Origin of the sequence: Virgibacillus sediminis (assembly GCF_042643265.1) — a bacterium.
Classification (GTDB): domain Bacteria; phylum Bacillota; class Bacilli; order Bacillales; family Amphibacillaceae; genus Virgibacillus_O; species Virgibacillus_O sediminis.
In genome coordinates, this window is sequence record NZ_JBHRRZ010000037.1 from 132114 (window position 1) to 153468 (window position 21355).

The following is a 21355-nucleotide window of genomic DNA, read 5'->3' on the forward strand; positions in this document are numbered from 1 at the left end:
ACATTTTTCTATCTTCAATCTAATCGGTTTTCCCTGGAAGGTCAATATTCTGACGGTTAAGAACATATTTGTGTCCAGAAGGTTAGAAACAGCTGTAAAAGGAAATAGTTAAGTAGTCATGTTTTATTTATAACGGAGGGATAAGGGTGGAATTTCATCTAAAAGAATGCGGGATACAGACCGAGCTGCAGTTCAGTGAACTATGTGTCTCTGGCAATGAGGAATATGGATTCCGGCCGTTTCAGCTGATGGTCGCTTCCATTGCCGGATGCAGTGGGTCTGTATTGCGCAAAATATTGGAAAAGCAGCGTACAGATGTGGAAGATATTCAAATAGTCGCAGATACCAATAGAAATCCTGCTGAGGGAAACAGAATCGAGGAAATATCCCTCGTTTTCACGGTAAAGGGAAGGGATTTGGACCCGGCAAAAATGCAGAAGAACCTGGAAACAGCCAGGAAAAACTGTTCGATGATCCGTTCTGTAGAGGACAGCATCCGAATTGTGGAGAGCATTGAAATCGAAGAACTTGGAGGATAAAACACCGGCGCGGGCGTATAAAATTCATGTGTGCGCAAAAAACTATGGAAAAATGAAGGGAATGGCATACATGAATAAAAGGGCGTATATATTTGCATTAATTGCAGCTTGTATAGCTTTACTACTGCCGGCCACCAGCCTCAGCGCGGAAGAGAAGTCCAAAGAAAATGAATACGAAATACCAAGCCATGTTTTGACAATTTCCAAAGAGAATACGTATCCAAACTCAAGCGAGGACCAGGAAGTCGTCGAGCCGAGCGATCTGGTGAAGGAAATGATGGAGGATATGGAGAATACGATTGAAAACCCGGAATTGATCAAAATGCTGAATGAAACTACATTGAAGCCCTCGCCGCTGGCAATCGGCTACAGGGGAATGGTGTATCTAGGCAGATGGCCGATTAATTACCAGTCATCCGAAACAAATATGAACTGGGAATACCAGACCATCAATAAGAATGAAATGAATAATCTTGGCGGCGACACCAGCCAGGAAATGAATTACATTCAGCAGGAACAAAAAGAAATTAAAGGCGCATTGACCAATAAGATAGCCGACCCTGAACAAGTGAAAACCATGATGCTATTGCAGGCCAAGGAAAAAACAAATCTTCCGCTTTCCTATAACACAACGATCGGCAAGAATACAAAAAAGGATAATGCCTACAAGGTGCCGGCAAATAAGCAGGGAACATTACAGGCATATGCTCCAGCCGTCAATGAAAAGGGACAAGTGACATTTGGTGAAGTATATATCGAATTGAAAGGGTCCAATAAAGGAATAACCATCAAAAACGTGACGAAGCAGGGAATCGGCGCATGGATTCCGGTGCAGGATCATATATCATTTTCTTTCCAATTAAAATAAATGATGCTGATTGAAGGAAGTGCCAGGGCGGTGCTTCCTTTGTTGTTGCAGACGGCAGAGGCGGTGATCGTCAGCCGGAGTTGTAGTTTATCGGCAGAAGGGGGAGGATATCGCCCGGAGATATGGTTAATCAGCGGAAGGCAGAGGATAACGCTCGGAGGTATCAGCATCACACGTCGGATATCCGCCGAAACGCGGGTCATCGGCAGCACACATCGGATATCGCCCGAAGCTCTCACGCCCATTAACATAAAATTTAAAATATAATTTCTCCCCTTGATTTTTATGCTTTAATACTTTATCATGATGAAGTATTGAAGTTGAAATCATAAATAAGTGATAGATATAGAGAGAGGGGAAAGACTTATGGAATGGGTAGTAATTGTTTCCGTCCTGGTTATGACGGTCCTGAGTCTGCTGCGGGTGAATGTGATTGTCGCAATTATTGCGGCAGGGCTTACGGCAGGGCTTATGTCAGGGCTATCCTTTGTTGAATCGACAGAAATGCTGGTAGCCGGCATGGGAGGCCAGGCGAATACGGCGTTGAGTTATATATTGCTGGGGGCTTTTGCTGTAGCCATCAGTTATACGGGGATTACTGGAATATTGGTGAACTATTTGATCAAAGTGCTGACAGGGAAGAAAACGATGATGCTGCTGGCGATTGCCGGATTCGCGTCACTGTCGCAGAACCTTGTGCCAGTACATATTGCTTTTATTCCTATATTGATTCCGCCATTACTGAAATTATTTGATGAAATGCGGATGGACCGCCGCGCTGTTGCGGTGGCATTGACATTCGGGCTGAAGGCTCCTTATGTCATGATCCCAGCAGGTTTCGGGTTGATTTTCCATAACACGATTGTGGACAGTATGAATGAAAATGGGGCAAGTGTCTCCATCAGCGATACCACAACGGCCATGCTGGCGCCTGGTATTGGAATGGTAGTGGGCCTCTTGATTGCCATCTTCTTCACCTACCGGAAGGACCGGGATGCTATAGAGGGTGCAGGTGGTCCGACGGCAATAATTGTGCCGGAAGTGAAAGAAGTTTCCTTTAACAAGAACCATTTCTTTACGCTTATTGCTATTTTTGGTGCGCTTATCGTACAGTTGATTACGGAAAATCTTATTTTAGGCGCCTTGACTGGACTTCTTCTTATGTTCCTATTCATTGTGGTGCCATTCCGCAACGGAGATAACATCGTTTCCGAGGGAATCGGCATGATGGGGTCGATTGCGTTCGTCATGCTTGTGGCATCCGGCTTTGGAACCATTTTGGAAGAGACCGGAGCCGTTGATGCTTTAGTGGAAGTCTCTTCGGGATTCCTGGGGGATAATAAAGCAATAATAGCGTTCATCCTACTGCTGGTAGGGCTGTTCGTCACGTTGGGAATCGGATCTTCCTTTGGTACTGTACCAATCCTGGCTGCATTGTATGTACCGATTTGTCTGGCGGCAGGATTCTCCCCGGTAGCGACCGCAGCACTTATCGGGACGGCAGGTGCATTGGGGGATGCTGGTTCTCCTGCATCTGACAGTACACTGGGACCGACTTCCGGCCTGAATGCCGATGGGAAGCACCAGCATATCTGGGATACCGTGGTGCCGACCTTCATCCACTTTAATATTCCTTTATTTATCTTTGGATGGGCGGCAGCTGTGTTCCTATAAAAATGAATAACTTCACTCAGATTGGAAAAGGTAAGAAAAAACAGGTGGGATATCATGCAAAAATTCATTGCAGTATCGATCATCGTTTTTCTTGCCTTTTTTATTGGGGTGGAAAACAACCAGGTCTTAGCTTATGGCTGGGGCTACAAGAAAAATACGGATCACAAGCCTCCTGATATCGGGGAATATCAGGGATTGCTTGATAAATACGGTGCTTATTATGCTGACTTATCCGGTGATAAAGTCATTTATCTGACGTTCGATAATGGCTATGAAGCAGGTTATACCGGGGACATTCTGGATGTACTTGAAAAGGAAAAGGTTCCTGCGACCTTTTTCGTCACCGGCCATTATGTGGACAGGGAGCCTGAACTGATTAAGCGGATGGTGGATGAGGGACATATCGTTGGCAACCACTCATACCATCATCCGGATTTCTCCACTATCTCAAAAGGCTCGATCCAAGAGGAATTGGAGGCGCTCGAGCAGGCGGTGGCAGAGGTTTCAGACCAGGAACAATTGAAATATCTCCGCCCGCCTAGAGGCATTTTCAATGAGCAGACATTGAAGTGGACCAGTGAATTAGGATATATCCATGTTTTTTGGTCGCTTGCTTTCGTGGATTGGGAGACAAGTAAGCAGAAAGGATGGGAATATGCCTTTGATCAGGTAATGAACCAGATTCATCCAGGGGCAATTGTCCTGCTGCATACAGTCTCTTCGGATAATGCGGAAGCACTGGAGCATCTAATCACGGAGTTGAAAAAAGAGGGATATGAATTTAAAAGCTTGGACGACCTCGTCATAAAGGACGAAATTCCACGGCCAATATATGGATTTTAATGAAAAAGCGGGCTTGATATGGCCCGCTTTTTGTCATTTCTTATTCAGGTAATCATATGGGTTGGCATAAATGAATTCTGTTTCCGGTATGTCATTCTTCGTGCTGGTCAGTACGGAGACTTGGTTGACGGTACGGGAGAGCCGCTCCATTTCTGCTTCATCGGCAGTAAACTCGATCCCGTAATGATACGTATCCCATTTAGCTTCATTCATCCAGACAGGCGTGCCGCCGAGCCGGAATGTTTCGCCCATAAGTGTGAATTGGAATTCAAATTTCATCGGCGATTGGGTGGGGAGCTTTAGGGAAGACAGGATTTTTATGCCTCCGGCGCTGATATTTTCGATGAGGATATCGGACGATCCCAGGTCGACTCTCCTGCCCTTCACTTCCACAATTGCCATACTTCCTTTCAGGCTGTTCGGAAACTCTATACGGAAGTGTTTCCTTCTTTCCTGTACAGGGGCTTGAGAGGCTTTTGGTTTGCTCGGCCTCATATAGCCTGACCGCATGATTTGCTCGAACGCGACGGCCGGCACCGGCTTGGAATAGATATAGCCTTGGATGAGATCACATTCCTTCTCTTTCAGGAATTCCAGCTGTTCATGCTCCTCCACCCCTTCTGCGACAATGTCCATATTTAATGATTTCGCAAGGTGAATTACGGAAGATACAATAGCGGCATCCAGCTGATTCTCTTTCGTAATATTCCTGATGAACACCTGGTCGATTTTTAGAATGTCAGATCTAAACACATGCAGATAGTTAAGGGAGGCAAAGCCTGTTCCGAAATCATCAATGGCCACCCTTACACCGAGTGTACGGAGTTCCTCCAATGTCGCAAGCACACCCACATCATTTTTGAGCAGGGAGCTTTCAGTTAATTCCATTTCCAAGTATTTGGCGGGAATGTCATGGAGCTGCAGCTGTTCCTCAATATAAGGAGCGAGTCCTTTTTTCATCAGCCGGATGGGTGAGATGTTTACAGCAATCGGCAGAAGCGGCAGTCCCCTGTCCCTCCAATCCCGTAACTGACTGCACACCTTCCGGATGACCCAGTCGCTGATGTGGTGGATCAGGTGGTTTTCTTCTGCCAATGGGATAAAGTCTCCTGGGGAAACGACTCCCCATTCCTCGTGATTCCATCTGATCAGCGCTTCTGCACTTCGGACTGCACCACTATGTGGATCGATCTGGGGCTGGTAATACAATTCAAACTCTTCATTGGCGATGGCTTTCCGCATATCTTTCTCGAGGATATATTTTTTATAGGAAGAGATATCCTTGGAGAATGAATACAGGCAATAGGTGTTTTTGCCTTGCTGTTTTGCCTGGTAGAGGGCAGAATGGGCGTTTTGCACTAACGTCAATTTATCACTGCCATCCTCTGGGAAAAAGCTGATCCCGATGCTGGTCGTCAAGTGGAGCTCGAAATCCTGTATGGTGAATGGTGCCTCGATTCTATGGATGACCCTTTCAGCTGTCTGAAATGCCATCTCTTTTGACGGATAGTCCTTAAGGATGATCAGGAAGTCATCACCGTTCAGGCGGGCCGCATAGCCATTGTCCGGGAGGGAATCTTCCAGGATGGACGCAACCTTGATCAGAGTCTCGTCCCCAACCTGATAGCCAAGGGAGTCGCTGATTATATTGAACCGGTCCAGATCCACATATAATAATGCAAAAGGATCGTCGTTCTGGCAGAGCTGGTCTAAGGTTCTATCAAGGCTCTGCTGGTTCGGGAGGCCTGTGAGCGGGTCATGGGAGGCAAGGCGCTTCAGCTTTTCCTGCATTTCCATTTCCTCTGTCACGTCGACCATCACGCCGAATGTATGGGTAACTTCCCCATCATCATTCTGCCAAGGGATGGTCTGGTCATAGACCCATTTCACCGTGCCATCAGCGGCTTTGATCTGGTAGTAGTGCTCAATTGACTCCCCTTGTTCGACCAGTTTCTGCTTTTCCTCTACCATCTCCCAATGAGAAGGCAGGACGGATTTCTCCCAAAAGGAGGAATCGCTGTAAATCTCCCTCAGTGTCATTTGGAAGATTTCTTCATTTCCTTTGGAAGCAAAAATGAATGATCCGCTATGAAAATCCCTCATCCAGATACCGGATTTCAAATGGTCAAATATATGGAACAACCGTTCATTGGTTTCTTTCAATTCCAATTCCATGATCTTTTGGTCGGTTATATCCCGGACAGCACCCACCAGCTTGAAGGGCTGCCTATCCTCATGGATGACTTCTGTGCGGACTTTGAGGTACCGCAACTGCTTCGTCTCTCCGTGGTAGATACGAAATTCAGCATGATAATCAATGCCGTGATGGATGGCTTCTTCTACCTTATGATCCATTTCCTCATAATCATCCGGATGCATGAGATTGAATAGCTGCTGCATAGGGATTTTACGATTGGGGTCCAAGCCAAACATGGTAAAGAGGTGCTCCGAGCAGTATAGCTCGTCCTCTTCTATTAGATATTCCCAGCTGGCAATGTCAGCGATCTGCTGGGCCTGGGCCAAATGGTTTTCCTTGATATTCAACTGACTGGCCAGTCGGCGCAGCTCCCCTGCACCTTTAGATAATTCATCTTCACGAGGCTCGGTGGTCTCCAGTTCACTTGCTTTCAAAAAAAGTCTCTTCAGAATGTTATGGTTGCCGGGAGGTACAGCCATATTGCATCTTCTCGCTTTCTATATAAATTAACACAGGTAATTGTTGGTATCATGTCTTCCTGTTAATTATATGATAGAATCCAATTCCTGGAAATAGAATTCTGTCTAATCCCCCGAAAAGAAGAGGCGGTCCTTCGTCCTTATAAGTTATCTAAACATTTGATATAATAGGGCAAACTGGCAGGGAGGGTTATGATGAAAAGAGAAGACCTTATTGCACCACAGAATTATAATATTGCAATGGAAGTGGAGCGGTATGCCGCCGATGCAGACAGGAAAGCATTGATTTGGCAGGATGACGCTGGAACGGCAAAAGAGATTACATATGGCGAACTGGTGAAAAACGCCAATAGGATCGGTAATGTGTTTCAAAGGATGGGGCTTGAGAAAGGTGATAAGATCCTGGTCATGATTCCGCGTCTGATCGATGTCTATGAAGTTTACTTGGCTGCCTTAAAAACAGGGGTGATCATTATTCCTTCATCGGAAATGCTGAAGACGAAGGATCTCCAATACCGGATCACCCATGGAGAGGCGAAGGGCATCGTCAGCTATTTTCCATTTACCGATCAATATAAGGATATTTTGGAGTACCATAAACTGAAGAAATTTGTAGTAGGTGAGCCTGTGGAAGGATGGCATTATCTGGATGACTTGAAACGAGGCGCCTCCGAAGAATTGGAAATGGTCCCGACCTCCAAAGATGATATTGCGTTCCTTCCATACACCTCGGGAACCACCGGCAACCCTAAAGGAGTAGTGCATACACATGCATGGGGGTATGCCCATTTACAGACGGCCCCGAAGAACTGGCTTTCTATTAAGGAAGGAGATAGGGTCTGGGCAACTGCAGGGCCAGGATGGCAGAAATGGATTTGGAGCCCATTCCTGTCCGTACTTGGCTCAGGTGCAACAGGCTTCATCTATCACGGGAAATTCGACCCGGAGAAGTATCTGAGCCTGCTTGAAGAGCATGAAATCAATGTGCTTTGCTGTACGCCGACCGAGTACCGGCTGATGGCCAAGGTGGACAACCTGGAAGAGTATCAGCTTCCGGCTCTTCACAGTGCCGTTTCTGCAGGTGAGCCGTTGAATGTGGAGGTCATTGATACATTTAAGCGCTACTTCAATATAATGGTAAGAGACGGCTACGGCCAGACCGAGAATACACTGCTGCTCGGCGTGATGAAAAATATGGAACTCCGCCCCGGCTCAATGGGAAAGCCCACACCGGGAAATGAAGTGGAGCTTATTGATGAAGATGGCAAGCCTGTTCCGGCCAATCAGGTAGGAGATATCGCAGTGAAGATAGACAGCCCTTCCCTGTTCCGTGAGTACTATAAAGATATGGACCGGACGAAAAAGTCGAGAAAAGGCGACTATTATATTACCGGAGACCAGGCCAGGAAGGACGAGGACGGGTATTACTGGTTTGAAGGGCGCAAGGATGATATCATCATCAGTTCCGGTTATACCATCGGCCCATTCGAGGTGGAGGATGCATTGGTCAAACATCCTTATATCAAAGAGTGTGCCGTAGTAGCAAGCCCGCATGAAGTACGGGGGAGCATTGTCAAAGCATTTGTAGTGCTGAAGCAAAATGTAGATGAGGCCGGACCTGATTTGGTCAAGGCACTGCAAGACCATGTGAAGCAAGTGACCGCACCATATAAATACCCAAGGGAAATTGAGTTTGTGGATGATCTGCCGAAAACGTCGTCAGGAAAGATTCGGCGGATTGAACTGCGCCAGAAGGAAGAAAAGAAGAATGAAGAATGACAGAACAGGGAACAGTGTTTATAGCTGTTCCCTGTTTTTTCTTATTAAGACCGGCTGTCGCCCGAGTATAGTCCTTACACTGCTGACTGAGAGCAAGCACCATTCTTGTTTAGAATAATTTTTAATAAAAATTGGGTCAAACTACTTGAAAGTCAAAAAAGGTCAGTATATAATGTAGTCAAAGGTCAAAGATGGTCAAAGCCAAACATTGATCAAATCAACATGGCCTTGAAGGAATAAGCAAAAAGCTTGAAGCTATTAGGAAATGTGCCTTATACTACAGTTAAGGTCAAAGATAGTCAAAGTCAAAAAGCAAGCAATCAATCAAATTTTAATTGATCATAAATTAGCATATACAAGGAGGAATGAAGGATGCAGTGCCAAAATTGTGGAGTAAACCAAGCGAACGTGAACTTGGCCATGAATATCAATAATCAAAAAATGCAAGTGCATCTTTGTCATGAATGTTTTGAAAAGATCCAAGGTCAAATGATGGGTTCCGGGGATTTCTTTTCCCAGTCTCCATTCGGAAATTCGGATAATTCCTTCGCCAACAATTTCTTCCAGGGTAACGGAGGAAAACAGGCAGGTACGAAGACCAAACAAAGACAGGGAAATAGAGGGAACGGCGTGCTTGATCAACTAGGTAAGAATGTCACCGATCAAGCCAGATCCGGGCAGATCGATCCGGTGATCGGACGCGATCAGGAAGTGAAACGTGTGACGGAAACATTGAATAGAAGGAATAAGAACAACCCTGTTCTGATCGGGGAGCCTGGTGTAGGTAAAACAGCGATCGCTGAAGGGCTGGCCCTGAAAATTGTCGAAGGCGGCGTACCAGCCAAGCTGATGAACAAGGAAATCTATGTATTGGATGTTGCATCCCTTGTAGCCAACACCAGCATGCGCGGCCAATTCGAAGAGCGGATGAAACAGCTGATCAGCGAACTGCAGGAACGAAAGGACGTCATCCTGTTCATTGATGAAATCCATCAGATTGTAGGTGCTGGGACAGCAGAAAGCTCTCAAATGGATGCAGGTAATATCCTTAAGCCGGCCTTGGCTCGCGGGGAGTTGCAAATCATCGGTGCGACGACATTGAAGGAGTACCGCCAAATTGAAAAGGATGCAGCTCTCGAACGCCGTCTGCAGCCGATCATCGTCAAAGAGCCGACAAAAGAAGAGGCAGTACAAATCCTGCAAGGGATCAAAGACCGCTATGAAGCGTTCCATGAGGTACGGTACTCGGATGAAGCGATTCAAGCATTCGTACAGCTTTCCGACCGTTATATCCAGGACCGCTTCCTTCCAGATAAAGCCATCGACCTGATGGATGAAGTCGGATCTCGTCTAAACCTGTCCAATGCAGAGAAAGACTCCAATTCCATCCAGCAGCATCTCGATGAAATCGTCCGTGAAAAGGAAGAAGCTGCCGAACGGGAAGATTATGAAAAAGCGGCCAACCTGAGATATCAAGAAATCCAGATTCAGAAACAGCTGGAAAAAGCCAAGGACGAAGAACAGGTAATTGACGTGGATATATCCGATATCCAGCTGATCGTGGAAGAGAAAACAGGAATTCCTGTGACTAAGCTGCAAACAGACGAGCAGGAAAAGATGAAAAATCTTGCCGAGCAACTGAGTTCAAAAGTAATCGGCCAGCAAGAGGCAGTCAATAAAGTGGCAAAAGCCGTTCGACGCAGCCGCGCCGGACTGAAGTCCAAACACCGTCCAATCGGGTCCTTCCTATTCGTCGGACCGACCGGGGTGGGTAAAACCGAATTGACAAAAGCACTTGCGGAGGAATTGTTCGGTTCCCGTGATTCCATGATCCGCCTCGACATGAGCGAGTATATGGAGAAACACACCGTGTCCAAAATTATCGGTTCACCACCAGGCTATGTAGGACATGAGGAAGCGGGACAACTGACAGAGAAAGTCCGCCGCAACCCATACTCCATCATTCTGCTGGATGAAATTGAAAAAGCCCATCCAGATGTACAGAACATGTTCCTGCAAATTATGGAAGACGGCCATCTGACCGACTCCCATGGACGGAATGTAAGTTTCAAGGACACCGTCATCATCATGACCAGCAATGCGGGAACCGGTGTGAAATCAGTAAACGTAGGCTTTAACAAGGATGCACATGAATCTGTATCTCAACTTGAAAACCTGAGCGACTATTTCAAGCCGGAATTCCTGAACCGTTTCGACTCCATCATCAACTTCAATGAACTCTCTGAGGACGACTTGATGGAAATCGTCGACTTGATGCTGAATGAGCTTCAGGAAAACATCGAAGAAAATGATATTCACATCACCATCACCGACGAAGCAAAACGGGAATTGGTCAAACTGGGCTACGACAAGCGCTTCGGTGCCCGTCCATTACGCCGAGTCATCCAGGATAAAATTGAAGATCAGCTGACCGATCTGATCCTGGAAGAAACTGAATTAGAAAACGTAAAAGTCGATGTCATCGACGAAGAAATCAAAGTAGTAAACGCATAAGTATAAGTATATGAACCCCCCACCGGAGTGACCGGCGGGGGTTTTTTAGTGGTTTGCTGCAGTGGAAGTGGGGCGGGGGGAGCCGGTTTGTATGTATCAGCAGGAGGCGCTGGATATCCGCGGGAGCGGCGTTTTATCAGCAGATCAGCGTGGTAATCGGCACCAGGCAGATTTTATCGTCAGGAGCAGGGGGATATCGCTAGGAGAGAAAGTAAATCAGCGGGGTGCGCGGGATATCCGCGTGAGCGGCGTTTTATCAGCAGATCAGCGTGGTAATCGGCAACAGGTAGATTTTATCGTCAGGAGTCGTGGGATATCGCTAAGAGAGAAGACATATCAGCAGCACCCGCTGGATATCCGCGTGAGCGGCGTTTTATCAGCAGATCAGTGTGGTAATCGGCAACAGGCAGATTTTATCGTCAGGAGCCGTGGGATATCGCTAAGAGAGAAATCATATCAGCAGCACCCGCTGGATATCCGCGTGAGCGGTGTTTTATCAGCAGATCGGCAGGGGAATCCGCATCAGCCAAATTTATCAGCAGTATGCACGGTACTGATAAATATTTCTCCGCTCTTCTGTAAAAAATAAAGGCATCTTACGTAAAGGATGTTTTAACCATGCATATGCGGAAGAAACAGCTGCCGGCAATTATTCTTTGTTTATTATTCCTGATGGCGCCATCCCATGTCCTGGGGGAGCGGATGCCTGAGATGTTGGTCCATTTTATTGATGTGGGCCAGGGGGATAGTATCCTGGTTCAGACTCCTGCTGGTAAAAACATATTGATTGATGCAGGACCGCCTGATGCAGGGGAAAAGGTTACGTCTTATTTGAGGGATCAGCAGGTCGGGAAAATTGATCTTCTAGTAGCAACCCACCCTGATATCGATCATATTGGGGGGCTTCCCAACGTCATCAATTCGATCAAAGTGGAGAAGATATTGGATTCAGGGAAACTTCATACTACAAAAACGTATGCCAAATACATCCGTACAGTCAGGAAGCACGATATTCCTGTGACCATCGCCAAGCAGGGGGATGAAGTTAAAATTGACCCCAATCTTGATATCAGGGTGCTGAACAGCCATGCAGGCTTTAAAAGCAATAATCAGTCATCCATTGTCCTGAAGATCACGTATGGAAAAATTGACTTTCTTTTAACCAGTGATGTAGAAAAATCCCAGGAGAAAAACCTAGTCAAGGAAAATGTGGAAGCAGAGATCATGAAGGTGGCACATCACGGATCCAAGACTAGCAGTTCCTTGGAGTTCCTAAAAGAAGTGAACCCGGAGGCAGCGATTCTTACGTATCATGCCGAGAATGATTTCGGGCATCCGGTAGACCGGGTCATCAGCAATCTGCATAAAGTGAACGCCGACATCTATTCGACGGCGATGTTCGGAGATGTGGTCATTACCACTAATGGCGAGGACTATTTTCTCCTGCCTGAACGGAATCCATTCCATAACCTGGAGATGGATGCCAGCTGATTTGCTTCCACGTATTGTTCCGTATTATTAGTGGGGAAGAAGAGCTAAAGTATGGCCTGGCAAGGGGAGGGCATGATGTAGGTGTCCTGTTCCTCGTTTCTGACTAGAGTGGCTGTTGGCTGGTTGATCGATGGTGTTGAAACTGAAATATTTGCCGGATTGGAAGCGGTTCTTTATTTTATCCCACTGCTCTTCCGCTTCCACGCAGGGTTACCGCTGTCCAGGCAAAATAAGAATGAGACTGGGGCAAAATTGTTTAATCAAAAGAAAAAGCCGACTAGCTAGAAATCTTGTGAAATGGGGAATAGCCGTTGCGGAAATATGCTTCGCTGATACAGTTCACTGTTCATCTTTTGAGTAAACAATTTGGGTTTTGTCCCAGCCTCCTATCAGCTAAATGGCTGCCTCTGGCGTTTTTATTCCGCCAATTCCCTTGTGCGGAAGACGGCGGTCGAAGCAGCCAGTAATAGAATACAAATCACAATGGTGATTAATCCTGTAAGTAGGAGATCTGCCGAGATTTTATCGGATATGAGCATGTCATGGATATGGCTGGACATCCGGTTCGGACTCCATGCCAAATACTTTTCAAAAATTCGGGTGATGAGGCTCATCAGCATAATGGTCAATATGGTACATGCTGCAACCAGTCCTGGTGCCCTCACCAGGCTGTTGTAAAAGATGGACAGGCTGATGACCAGGGTGAGCCAAAGGCCGTAAAAGAAGACAATCAGCAAAAGGTCCATGAATGCTAAACTGCCAAATAGGATATTGATATAATACCAGCTTGCAAGCATCCCCAAAAACAAGGAAGTCCAGACCAATACCAGAAGTGCCGCCCATTTTGCTGTAATATAATTCAGATGGGAGACCGGTTTGACGAGAATCATCTCTGCTATGCCGCTCTTTCTCTCACCCGAAATGGCGCCCATGGACATGAGCACGATGACAAGTACACCCAGGCTGCTGAGTTGGCCAAGGCTCATCATGACGACTTCTGCCGGTGTATATTCAGGCAGCTGGATGGAGGCGCCTTCTGGCAGCCCGCCGACAGTGTCAATGATTTGCGGCATATAATAATTGGTGACAGGGTCCATGGCGGCAATTAAAATAAATACCAAAGGCACCCAAATCCATTTTTTGTTCCGCCAGTTTTCCAGCATTTCCTTCTGAAACAAGGTCACCCATTGGCTCATTTTCTCACCGCCTTCATGAACATTTCTTCCAATGACACTTTGTGGATGGAAAAGCCGGTGACCGGCCAGTTCTCTTGTGCTGCTTTCAGCAATACTTTCCGCCGGGCGGCTTCCAAATCATCCGAGATGATCGCCAAACGGCATTTTTCCACCTGACAGTCTGTTATTTCCGGAATCGCCAGCAATTCACTCGTATAGCCGGACAATTCCCCCTCGATTTCCAAAGATAATTTGGAGGTCTGGTATTTCCTGCGCAAGTCGTCCATTGCGCCATCCTCCACCAATTTGCCCTCATGCAGAAGCAGCAGTCTGTCACTTACCTCCTCCGCGTCGCTGAGAATGTGCGTGGAAAAGAGGATGGCCATTTCCGTCTTCAGTTCCTCCAACAGGGTCAGTACCTCCCTGCGTCCTAACGGGTCCAATGAAGAAACAGGCTCATCGAGCAACAGCAGTTTCGGCCTGTGGATAATCGCCTGCGCGATGCCGAGGCGCTGTTTCATTCCCCCGGAATATTTGCTGATGTATTTGTTTTTTGCTTCGGCAATGCCTACTGTTTCCAACAGGTCATCCGCCCGCTTTTCTGCTTCTTTTTTCGTTAGGCCTGCCAATCTGCCTGAATGGACCAGAAACTCTCTGCCTGTCATCCAGCTATGAAAGGAAGGGTACTGTGGAAGATAGCCGATATGCTCCCTGATATCACTGTTCTTATCCACGCCGGAAAAAGAAATTTCTCCTGATGTCGGCTGCAGCAGCCCTGCCAATGTTCGCAGGATCGTCGTCTTGCCGGCGCCATTGGGGCCAAGGAGTGCCGTGCATGTCCCTGGTAGAAAGGAGAAACTGACCTCGCTGACGGCAGGGCTCTCATCATAAGTCTTTGATAAATTTGAAACGGTCAGCAATGCCATTTAATCCTTGCTCCTTCCAATGAGGAAATATAGTACGGGGCCAATGATATTGACAAATACAATCAGGAAGAACCACATCCATTTCGGCCCGTTCGTTTTTTCCGCTTTTGCCCAGTCGATCAATGCTACGATCAACAGGATCCCTTGGATGATGATGAGCGGTGCGAGTACAGCTAAATTGATCTCTTCCGACATATCCATTCGATATTCACCTCATTTCTCTCCCTTCCCTCTTACGTGCGACTGTAAAAGAAGGTTTCCTAAAAAGCAAAAATAAATCGGGAAGCCCCGATATTATGAAAACTTTACTATTCACAGAGTTATTAACAGGGGAAATTGATGATCCACGGTATTTGGCGGAGTTATCAACATTATCCACATTGGGTTGTGGATGTTGTACACACCCGCTTGTTTATAAAGGGGGTTAATGTGGTGCGCATTTGTGGAGTTACTAACATTTTGTGGATTGTTGTGGATAAAAAAGAAACCGAAGCCTTTCAGCTTCGGTTCCCTTTCATTGATGTTGCCTGATATGCACGGTCTGCCCGCTTGAATTCTCTTTGATAATTGACTTCCTGCGTTTTGGATAGAGAATTAAGCTGGTGCACTTGCTTTGGTTTTGGCTTCATACTAATCCCTCACTTTATGGATAGGATGAGCCTATCGGCCGCATATTATACCCGTTGCTAGGAAACATCCTCATCCTCCGCAGCAACAGTGCCGGCAAACTGCTGATAGGAAAGATAATGCTCCTTGGTGATCACAAAGAGATCATATATTTCCTCATGCGGATTGATTTTCCGGTAGACTTGTGGATACAGCTCATTGGCAATTCCGGCATATGGAAGCTTGAGAACCGCTCGAAGGGAACGGGTATTGGATTTGCGGACCTTCATGAATACACCGCCGATCCCTTGGGTATAGAATAATTCATCGAGGAACTGCTCTTTGGCACGCTGGTTGAACCCCTTCCCGAAAAAAGGCCTGCCGATCCAGGTAGCCAGGAAGCCATGATCCTCTTCAATATCAAATAAACCAATAGTGCCAATGGGATGCAAATGGTCGTCCATGATCGTCCGCGAGATCACTTCCCCATTTTCTTCCGCCTCCATCGTCTTTCTGGTGAGAAAGTAAAATTCATCCATGGTCTGCGCCTTTTCCCTCACGTATGGAAAAACCTCCGGATGGGACATCAGCTCAAACAGTACCGGTACATCATGCAAATCACGCATTTTGAGCATAAAAAATACCCCCTTGGCTGCAGGCGGGTATGCTGTATTTCCACAGGGAAATCCAGTGTGCCCATCTCCACCCGCGAATTTTTAGTTAGCGTTCAACAAAAATCCGGGGTGGGAATCGAACCCACTAGAACCAGCCTCAACTGGTGGCGCACCATTTGCCTTCCCTATATAGTTGTATCCTGTTTAAACATATGCTGAATGACCAGTTTCAGTGATTTAATCATACACAGTTTCGGCCAAAAAGGGAATCTTTTTTTGGCTCGATTCCAGAAAAATTTTCTTATGGATTTGCCTGCTCCTAATATCGCTCGACGAAGCTCCACTTCGCTTTCCGCGGGTGCCCCATGAGCCCCTCGATCCTGCGTTTTGCGTGATCTTTCATTGGCCGCTGTTCCCGCCGGAGACTCCATGCATTTCCTCCGCTGGTAGGTCAGTAACAATTTTAGCTAACGATGCTGGTCGTGATGATGAAACAATAACAGATTATTCGTTATTACTGTTTCACAACGTGTATGACATCCTAATAATCGGACAAACCCATGGCACATTGATTCTATGGTGTATTGCTACTGTAAATCAGTAATCCTCAACCAGCGGAGTCAGAATACGTAGACTCTAGTGGGAATAGCACGTGTACGAAGACCCCGCAAGAAGCGCTCTTTGCTTCTGAGGAGGCTGAGGCCGTGCCCACGGAAAGCGAAGTATTCTGCCGCAGCGGTGTGTCTGCACCTATCCTCCCCCTGGGGCTCGAAAAACTTTTTATGGATTTATGTCCTCCAACGCCTCCCTTGCCCTTGGGAATTGGAAGGTGAACCCGTGTTCCAAAGCCTTCTCTGGATAGACGTACTGGCCTTGCCGGATCAGCTGGCTCATTTCCCCGAGGGCTGTTAGGACCAGTAGGGAGGGAACAGGCAGCCAGTAAGGACGCTTCAAGACACTGGCTAATGTCTTGGTGAAATCCTTATTCCGCTTCGGCCGAGGAGCCGTGAAATTTACCGGCCCTTCCAGCGAACGGGTAAACAGGCAGAACTCCAAAAGGCGGACGGCATCTTCTTTATGGATCCAGGACATCCATTGCTCCCCGCTGCCGATTTTTCCCCCGGCAAACAGCTTGACGGGAAGGCTCATCAGCGGAAGGGCACCACCTTCTTTCCCCAGTATGACTCCGAAACGGGTGTAGACGGTCCTGATGCCGAGATCTTCTGCTTGTTGTGCTGTTGCTTCCCATTCTTCGCAGACCTCTGCGAGAAATCCGCTTCCTGGTTCTGTTGTCGCCTCGGTGAAAATCTGCTCGTCGTCGGTGCCATAGTAACCGACAGCAGATCCGCTCACGAATACGGAGGGTTTATGCTTCATGCTTCTAAACATATCAATCAAGTGCTGCGTGATTTCCAGCCGGCTGTTCCTGATGTGTTCTTTCTTCTTATTGGTCCAATAACCAAAAAGGGATTCACCAGCGAGATTTACAACTGCCTGGATGTCAGGGAGTGTGTCTGCCGGGTGTCCATAGCCGATATAGGTTGTTTGATTTGTATCTTCATGATTTTCCGGGCGGCGTGTCAGTATGTATACATGATGTCCTTTGTCCGTCAATGAGGTTGCAAGGCTGCTGCCGAGAAAGCCTGTTCCGCCGGTGATCAAGATATTCATTGGGTTTCCCACCTTTCATCGAGCTGTCCTTATTATATGCGGGAAAAGCGATTCTTACGGCAGTGACCGGGCAATAGATTTCGCCGCTAAGATGTACCTTCAAGTAATAGGCACAGGTGCAGACGTTCTGCTATTATAAAGGAAAGGGGTGAGATGCATTGAAAAAAATTACCCGGATCACTACCCAAAAGAAAAATAAGAATCGGTTCAATATCTTTTTAGATGATGGCCATGGAGAATCATATGGATTCAGTGTCGACGAGGCTCTACTGGTTGAATACAGGCTTCGCAAGGGCCTCGAGCTCGAGGATTCCATGGTGGACACCTTAATCCAAAAAGATACGGTACATAAGTCATATACCCAAGCCATCCATTTTTTAAGCTACAGAATGCGTACAAAAAAAGAAATTCGTGATTATCTCGATAAAAAAGAAGTGGAACCGGAGCAAGTCGAGCAGATCATGGACAGGCTGGAAAAGGAAAAGTTGGTGGATGACCGGCAATTTGCCGAGATGTTTGTCCTGACGAGGATAAGCACCTCTTCGAAAGGGCCGTCGCTCATCAAGAAGGAACTGATGGAAAAAGGAGTGGCTGCATCGATTGCTCAAGAAGCGGTCGAGCAGTACCCATATGAAGAGCAATATGATAAGGTGCGCAAGTTGATCGAAAAGAAACTCTCCCAGAAGAAGAAGGACTCTTTCCGCAAGCAGGTGCAGAACATGCAGGCATCCTTGATGCAGAAGGGGTTCAGCCAAGATGTGATCAAGGATGCCCTATCCGGCATCCAGGAAGAGAAGGATGATGATTCGGAGTGGGAAGCACTGGTCTATCAGGGAGAGAAGCTGCTTAGAAAACATGAGAGAAAGCATGAGGGATATGCTTTGATGAACAAGGTGAAAGAGGGATTGTTCCGGAAAGGCTTTCCAATGGACGAGATCCAGAAATTTTTGGAGAGCAGGGAGTAGCTGTATTCCATTTCCGCAAGACAATTGGTAAAATGAACGACAGGGGGGAACTGACATGAACTACAGATATAGCGATTATTCCATAGAACAGCTGCATGCCGAAATAGGCAGACTGAAGGAGAAGGCACAGAAAGCAGAGCAGCTTGGAAATGTTTCGGAAGTGGCCGTGAACGAGCGAAAAATGCAGGTGGCGCTTGCATATACCATGAACCCAGAGGATTTCTCGGCGGAACAGATATATCAATTCAAGACAGAACCCGGGTATTCCTTCAAGGTGAATTATGTGAACGGAGTATTTGCCTGGGGGCACCGAATCAATCTTCTTGGTGAAAGAAATGAAAAGGAAGAGGCCATACCTATTTCCCTGCTTGGGGATAAGGCGAAGGAATAGTAGAAGAAAACAGCAGGTTTCAGAACCTGCTGTTTTATATTGGATCTTCATGGACGAACAGCTTGCTTTGCAGCTTCTGTTCGGAGAAGATCCATCCGGTATACGAGCTCATGATCCGCATATTGTCATCAATCTGTACGACCGCATTGAAAGGGTAGTAGCCTTTTGAACGATAGCGCAGGTCTGTCAGGCGGACTTCTGTAAAGTCATCGAAATCCCTTACTTCCCAGTTATACACGGGTGAAAAGTTAAGGAATGCCTGAATGTTTTTATCCTCCAGTGCCACTTCCATGACAGGGTCATCTGGAAGCGGCTCCCGGTCAAATTCATCCACAATTTCAATGTGGCGGTGTTCCACGGTTCCTACATAATACTTCGTCCTGGTAGTAATGGCCACCCGCCAGTAATTCTGCTTGATGGTCGGCGATGTCGCCACTTTCTCCGTCTCCGGATAATATTCCTTGATTTTCCGGACAATTTCCCTTTTGTCCATATACCGCTTAATGTAATATAGTAGCATGACGGCATACATCACGATCCAGGTATAGCCTGGATGGGCCCCGAGCGCCCAGGCGCCGATCCCTGCAATATGCAGGATGAAAATATATGGATCGAAGGTATTGATGAAGCCATGTGCCACCCATTTCCGGCTGAACGGGCGGTATGCCTGGGTGCCGTACGCATTGAATATATCAACGAACACATGGATGACCACAGCAAGGGCTGTCCACATCCATAAATGGAGGTAGCTTACTTCCGGGACGAACATGTAGATGGCCCCGGAAACTAGAAGTCCCCATAGGATAACGGCCGGAACGGAATGGGAAGCTCCGCGATGGTGTCTGATATAGGTCGCATTGTTTTTCAGTTTGAATACCGTATCGAAATCAGGTGCATGGGAACCTACGATAGTTCCGACTAGAACAGCGCTTGAAAGGACAGGGTCGTTCTGGACGACAGGGTCCACGGTCGCAAGTCCTCCCAGTGCAATTCCCATGACGATATGGGTTCCTGTATCCATAGGGAATGCCTCCTTGTTCCCTTTTTCTGTTGTATTTTTGCTTATTGTATCATAAAGGAAGTGCTATTATGACCGAAACATCGATCAATTCTTTGAACATACCTGCATTCCAGCAGGATCTGCTTCGCTGGTATGATGAAAATAAACGCGATTTGCCTTGGAGAGAAGATCAGGATCCATATAAAGTCTGGGTCTCAGAGATCATGCTCCAACAGACGAAAGTCGACACAGTCATTCCTTATTTTCAACGTTTCATCGAAAAATTCCCCACAGTTTATGAATTGGCTGAAGCCGATCAGCAGGAAGTACTCAAAGCATGGGAAGGTCTGGGATACTATTCCCGGGCACGAAACCTGCAAAACGCCGTTCGGGAAGTTGTTTCCAATTACGGCGGCAAAGTTCCGGACGATCCAAAGGAACTGGGGTCATTAAAAGGGGTTGGGCCCTACACAAAAGGTGCTATCCTTTCCATCGCCTACGACCAGCCCGAGCCGGCCGTGGACGGGAATGTCATGCGAGTGTTTTCCAGGGTGCTCAGGATTGAAGAGGATATTGCCCGCCAGAAGACAAAGAAGCTTTTCGAGGATCATCTGCGGGAAATCATCCCCCACGAGGATCCCTCCTCCTTCAACCAGGCAATTATGGATTTGGGTGCAAGCATCTGTACACCAACATCCCCTGCATGTCTATTCTGCCCCGTACAAGAGCATTGCCAGGCATTTGCCGCAGGTGTGGAAGAACAGCTGCCAGTAAAGAAAAAGGCCAAGAAACAGAAAAAGATCCGCTATGTGGTTTTATTGGCCAAAAATTCTAGCGGCCAGTATGCAATTGAAAAACGCCCGGAAGAAGGCCTGCTTGGAAATCTCTGGCAATTTCCAATGATTCCTATAGAAGAAGTCGGCGAGGACCATACCGGGAACTGGTTCTATGATGAATATGGCATCGCCCTCAGGATCAGCGGAAAAAAAGGGGAATTGAATCACGTCTTTTCCCATTTGATATGGGATATGGAAATCTTTGATGCAGAAGTACTGACAGATGATTCAGACAATGGAAGGCTTGAATTTACCGATCCGGACAAGCTCCAATCCTATCCTTTTCCAGTATCCCATCAAAAAATACGCACATACATTACGGACGATCCAGGGAACAATAAATAACGAGAAATGGATGCCGGTAATGTGGTCGTATTACCATTCTACGGCATTTTCATCACACCTCCAAGGTATATCTTTCCAAGATGATTTACCGTGGATAACACTTCTCATCCTGGACAGATTAATTAGTGCGGAGGTGATATTGATGGCTAAACAACCTGGCAAAACTTCTTCAGGTACAGACATTCAGCATGTAAAGCGACAAAACCAACAAGCTGCTCAAGGTCAAGGACAATTCGGTACTGAATTTGCATCTGAAACTAACGCACAAGAAGTTAGAAAACAGAACCAACAAGCTGCAAAAGGCCAAGGCCAATTCGGTACTGAGTTCGCATCCGAGACAAATGCACAAGAAGTAAGAAAGCAGAACCAGCAATCCCAGCAAAACAAAAAATAACCACCTACCTCAACTGCCATACTAAAGAGCTCCCTCACTCCTAGGGGG

20 protein-coding genes are annotated in these 21355 nt (G+C 46.9%); 12 read left to right on the forward strand and 8 right to left on the reverse strand.

Annotated elements, in window-relative coordinates:
* Positions 1–146: 146 nt before the first annotated feature.
* The 4 genes from ACFODW_RS14750 (at position 147) to pdaA (ending at position 3924) form a co-directional block, all read left to right on the forward strand.
* Positions 147–539: an OsmC family protein gene (locus ACFODW_RS14750; RefSeq protein WP_390307545.1), complete on the forward strand. Its 393-nt coding sequence runs from the start codon at positions 147–149 to the stop codon at positions 537–539.
* A gap of 70 nt (positions 540–609) precedes the next feature.
* Positions 610–1407 (forward strand): YfkD family protein, encoded by a 798-nt coding sequence (locus tag ACFODW_RS14755; RefSeq protein ID WP_390307546.1) that lies wholly within the window; start codon positions 610–612, stop codon positions 1405–1407.
* Positions 1408–1773: 366 nt separating this feature from the next.
* Entirely contained in the window at positions 1774–3081 is a 1308-nt protein-coding gene (locus ACFODW_RS14760) for a Na+/H+ antiporter family protein (RefSeq protein WP_390307547.1), read from the forward strand.
* 54 nt (positions 3082–3135) lie between these two features.
* Positions 3136–3924 (forward strand): delta-lactam-biosynthetic de-N-acetylase, encoded by a 789-nt coding sequence (gene pdaA, locus ACFODW_RS14765; RefSeq protein ID WP_390307548.1) that lies wholly within the window; start codon positions 3136–3138, stop codon positions 3922–3924.
* Between the two features lie 33 nt (positions 3925–3957).
* Here the strand turns inward: pdaA and ACFODW_RS14770 are convergent, their stop codons facing one another.
* Entirely contained in the window at positions 3958–6555 is a 2598-nt protein-coding gene (locus ACFODW_RS14770; RefSeq protein WP_390307549.1) for an EAL domain-containing protein, read from the reverse strand.
* A 240-nt stretch (positions 6556–6795) separates the two neighbouring features.
* Here ACFODW_RS14770 and mbcS point away from each other — a divergent pair, with 240 nt between their 5' ends.
* The 4 genes from mbcS (at position 6796) to ACFODW_RS14790 (ending at position 12384) form a co-directional block, all read left to right on the forward strand.
* Positions 6796–8379, forward strand: coding sequence for an acyl-CoA synthetase MbcS (gene mbcS / locus ACFODW_RS14775; protein WP_390307550.1), 1584 nt, complete (start codon positions 6796–6798; stop codon positions 8377–8379).
* A 372-nt stretch (positions 8380–8751) separates the two neighbouring features.
* Positions 8752–10893: an ATP-dependent Clp protease ATP-binding subunit gene (locus ACFODW_RS14780; RefSeq protein ID WP_390307551.1), complete on the forward strand. Its 2142-nt coding sequence runs from the start codon at positions 8752–8754 to the stop codon at positions 10891–10893.
* Positions 10894–10984: 91 nt separating this feature from the next.
* The gene (locus ACFODW_RS14785; protein WP_390307552.1) at positions 10985–11482 is read left to right on the forward strand and encodes a hypothetical protein; all 498 of its coding nucleotides are present in this window, start codon (positions 10985–10987) and stop codon (positions 11480–11482) included.
* A 29-nt stretch (positions 11483–11511) separates the two neighbouring features.
* Complete coding sequence (locus tag ACFODW_RS14790) at positions 11512–12384, forward strand: ComEC/Rec2 family competence protein (RefSeq protein ID WP_390307553.1); 873 nt, start codon at positions 11512–11514, stop codon at positions 12382–12384.
* Between the two features lie 416 nt (positions 12385–12800).
* Here ACFODW_RS14790 and ACFODW_RS14795 read toward each other — a convergent pair whose 3' ends face one another.
* The 6 genes from ACFODW_RS14795 to ACFODW_RS14820 form a co-directional block, all read right to left on the reverse strand.
* Positions 12801–13580 (reverse strand): ABC transporter permease, encoded by a 780-nt coding sequence (locus tag ACFODW_RS14795; RefSeq protein WP_390307554.1) that lies wholly within the window; start codon positions 13578–13580, stop codon positions 12801–12803.
* The gene (locus ACFODW_RS14800) at positions 13577–14485 is read right to left on the reverse strand and encodes an ABC transporter ATP-binding protein (RefSeq protein ID WP_390307555.1); all 909 of its coding nucleotides are present in this window, start codon (positions 14483–14485) and stop codon (positions 13577–13579) included. Before ACFODW_RS14800 ends, ACFODW_RS14795 begins: the two co-directional genes overlap by 4 nt.
* Entirely contained in the window at positions 14486–14686 is a 201-nt protein-coding gene (locus ACFODW_RS14805) for a PLD nuclease N-terminal domain-containing protein (RefSeq protein ID WP_390307556.1), read from the reverse strand.
* 296 nt (positions 14687–14982) lie between these two features.
* Positions 14983–15114: a YfhE family protein gene (locus ACFODW_RS14810; RefSeq protein WP_390307557.1), complete on the reverse strand. Its 132-nt coding sequence runs from the start codon at positions 15112–15114 to the stop codon at positions 14983–14985.
* A gap of 57 nt (positions 15115–15171) precedes the next feature.
* Positions 15172–15726 (reverse strand): GNAT family N-acetyltransferase, encoded by a 555-nt coding sequence (locus ACFODW_RS14815; RefSeq protein WP_390307558.1) that lies wholly within the window; start codon positions 15724–15726, stop codon positions 15172–15174.
* Positions 15727–16485: 759 nt separating this feature from the next.
* Positions 16486–17376, reverse strand: coding sequence for a TIGR01777 family oxidoreductase (locus ACFODW_RS14820; RefSeq protein WP_390307559.1), 891 nt, complete (start codon positions 17374–17376; stop codon positions 16486–16488).
* Between the two features lie 158 nt (positions 17377–17534).
* On the opposite strand from ACFODW_RS14820, the gene recX reads away from it, so the two are divergent.
* Together recX and ACFODW_RS14830 are read left to right on the forward strand one after the other, a co-directional pair.
* Positions 17535–18341: a recombination regulator RecX gene (recX, locus tag ACFODW_RS14825; RefSeq protein ID WP_390307560.1), complete on the forward strand. Its 807-nt coding sequence runs from the start codon at positions 17535–17537 to the stop codon at positions 18339–18341.
* 55 nt (positions 18342–18396) lie between these two features.
* Entirely contained in the window at positions 18397–18732 is a 336-nt protein-coding gene (locus ACFODW_RS14830) for a YfhH family protein (protein ID WP_390307561.1), read from the forward strand.
* 34 nt (positions 18733–18766) lie between these two features.
* On the opposite strand, the gene ACFODW_RS14835 is transcribed toward ACFODW_RS14830, so the two are convergent.
* On the reverse strand, positions 18767–19753 hold the full coding sequence (locus ACFODW_RS14835; RefSeq protein WP_390307562.1) for a metal-dependent hydrolase: 987 nt from the start codon (positions 19751–19753) through the stop codon (positions 18767–18769).
* Between the two features lie 68 nt (positions 19754–19821).
* Here ACFODW_RS14835 and mutY point away from each other — a divergent pair, with 68 nt between their 5' ends.
* Positions 19822–20913 (forward strand): A/G-specific adenine glycosylase, encoded by a 1092-nt coding sequence (mutY, locus tag ACFODW_RS14840; RefSeq protein WP_390307563.1) that lies wholly within the window; start codon positions 19822–19824, stop codon positions 20911–20913.
* Positions 20914–21055: 142 nt separating this feature from the next.
* A complete protein-coding gene (locus ACFODW_RS14845; protein ID WP_390307564.1) occupies positions 21056–21307 on the forward strand; it encodes a gamma-type small acid-soluble spore protein in 252 nt (83 codons plus the stop codon).
* The last annotated feature ends 48 nt before the right edge of the window (positions 21308–21355 follow it).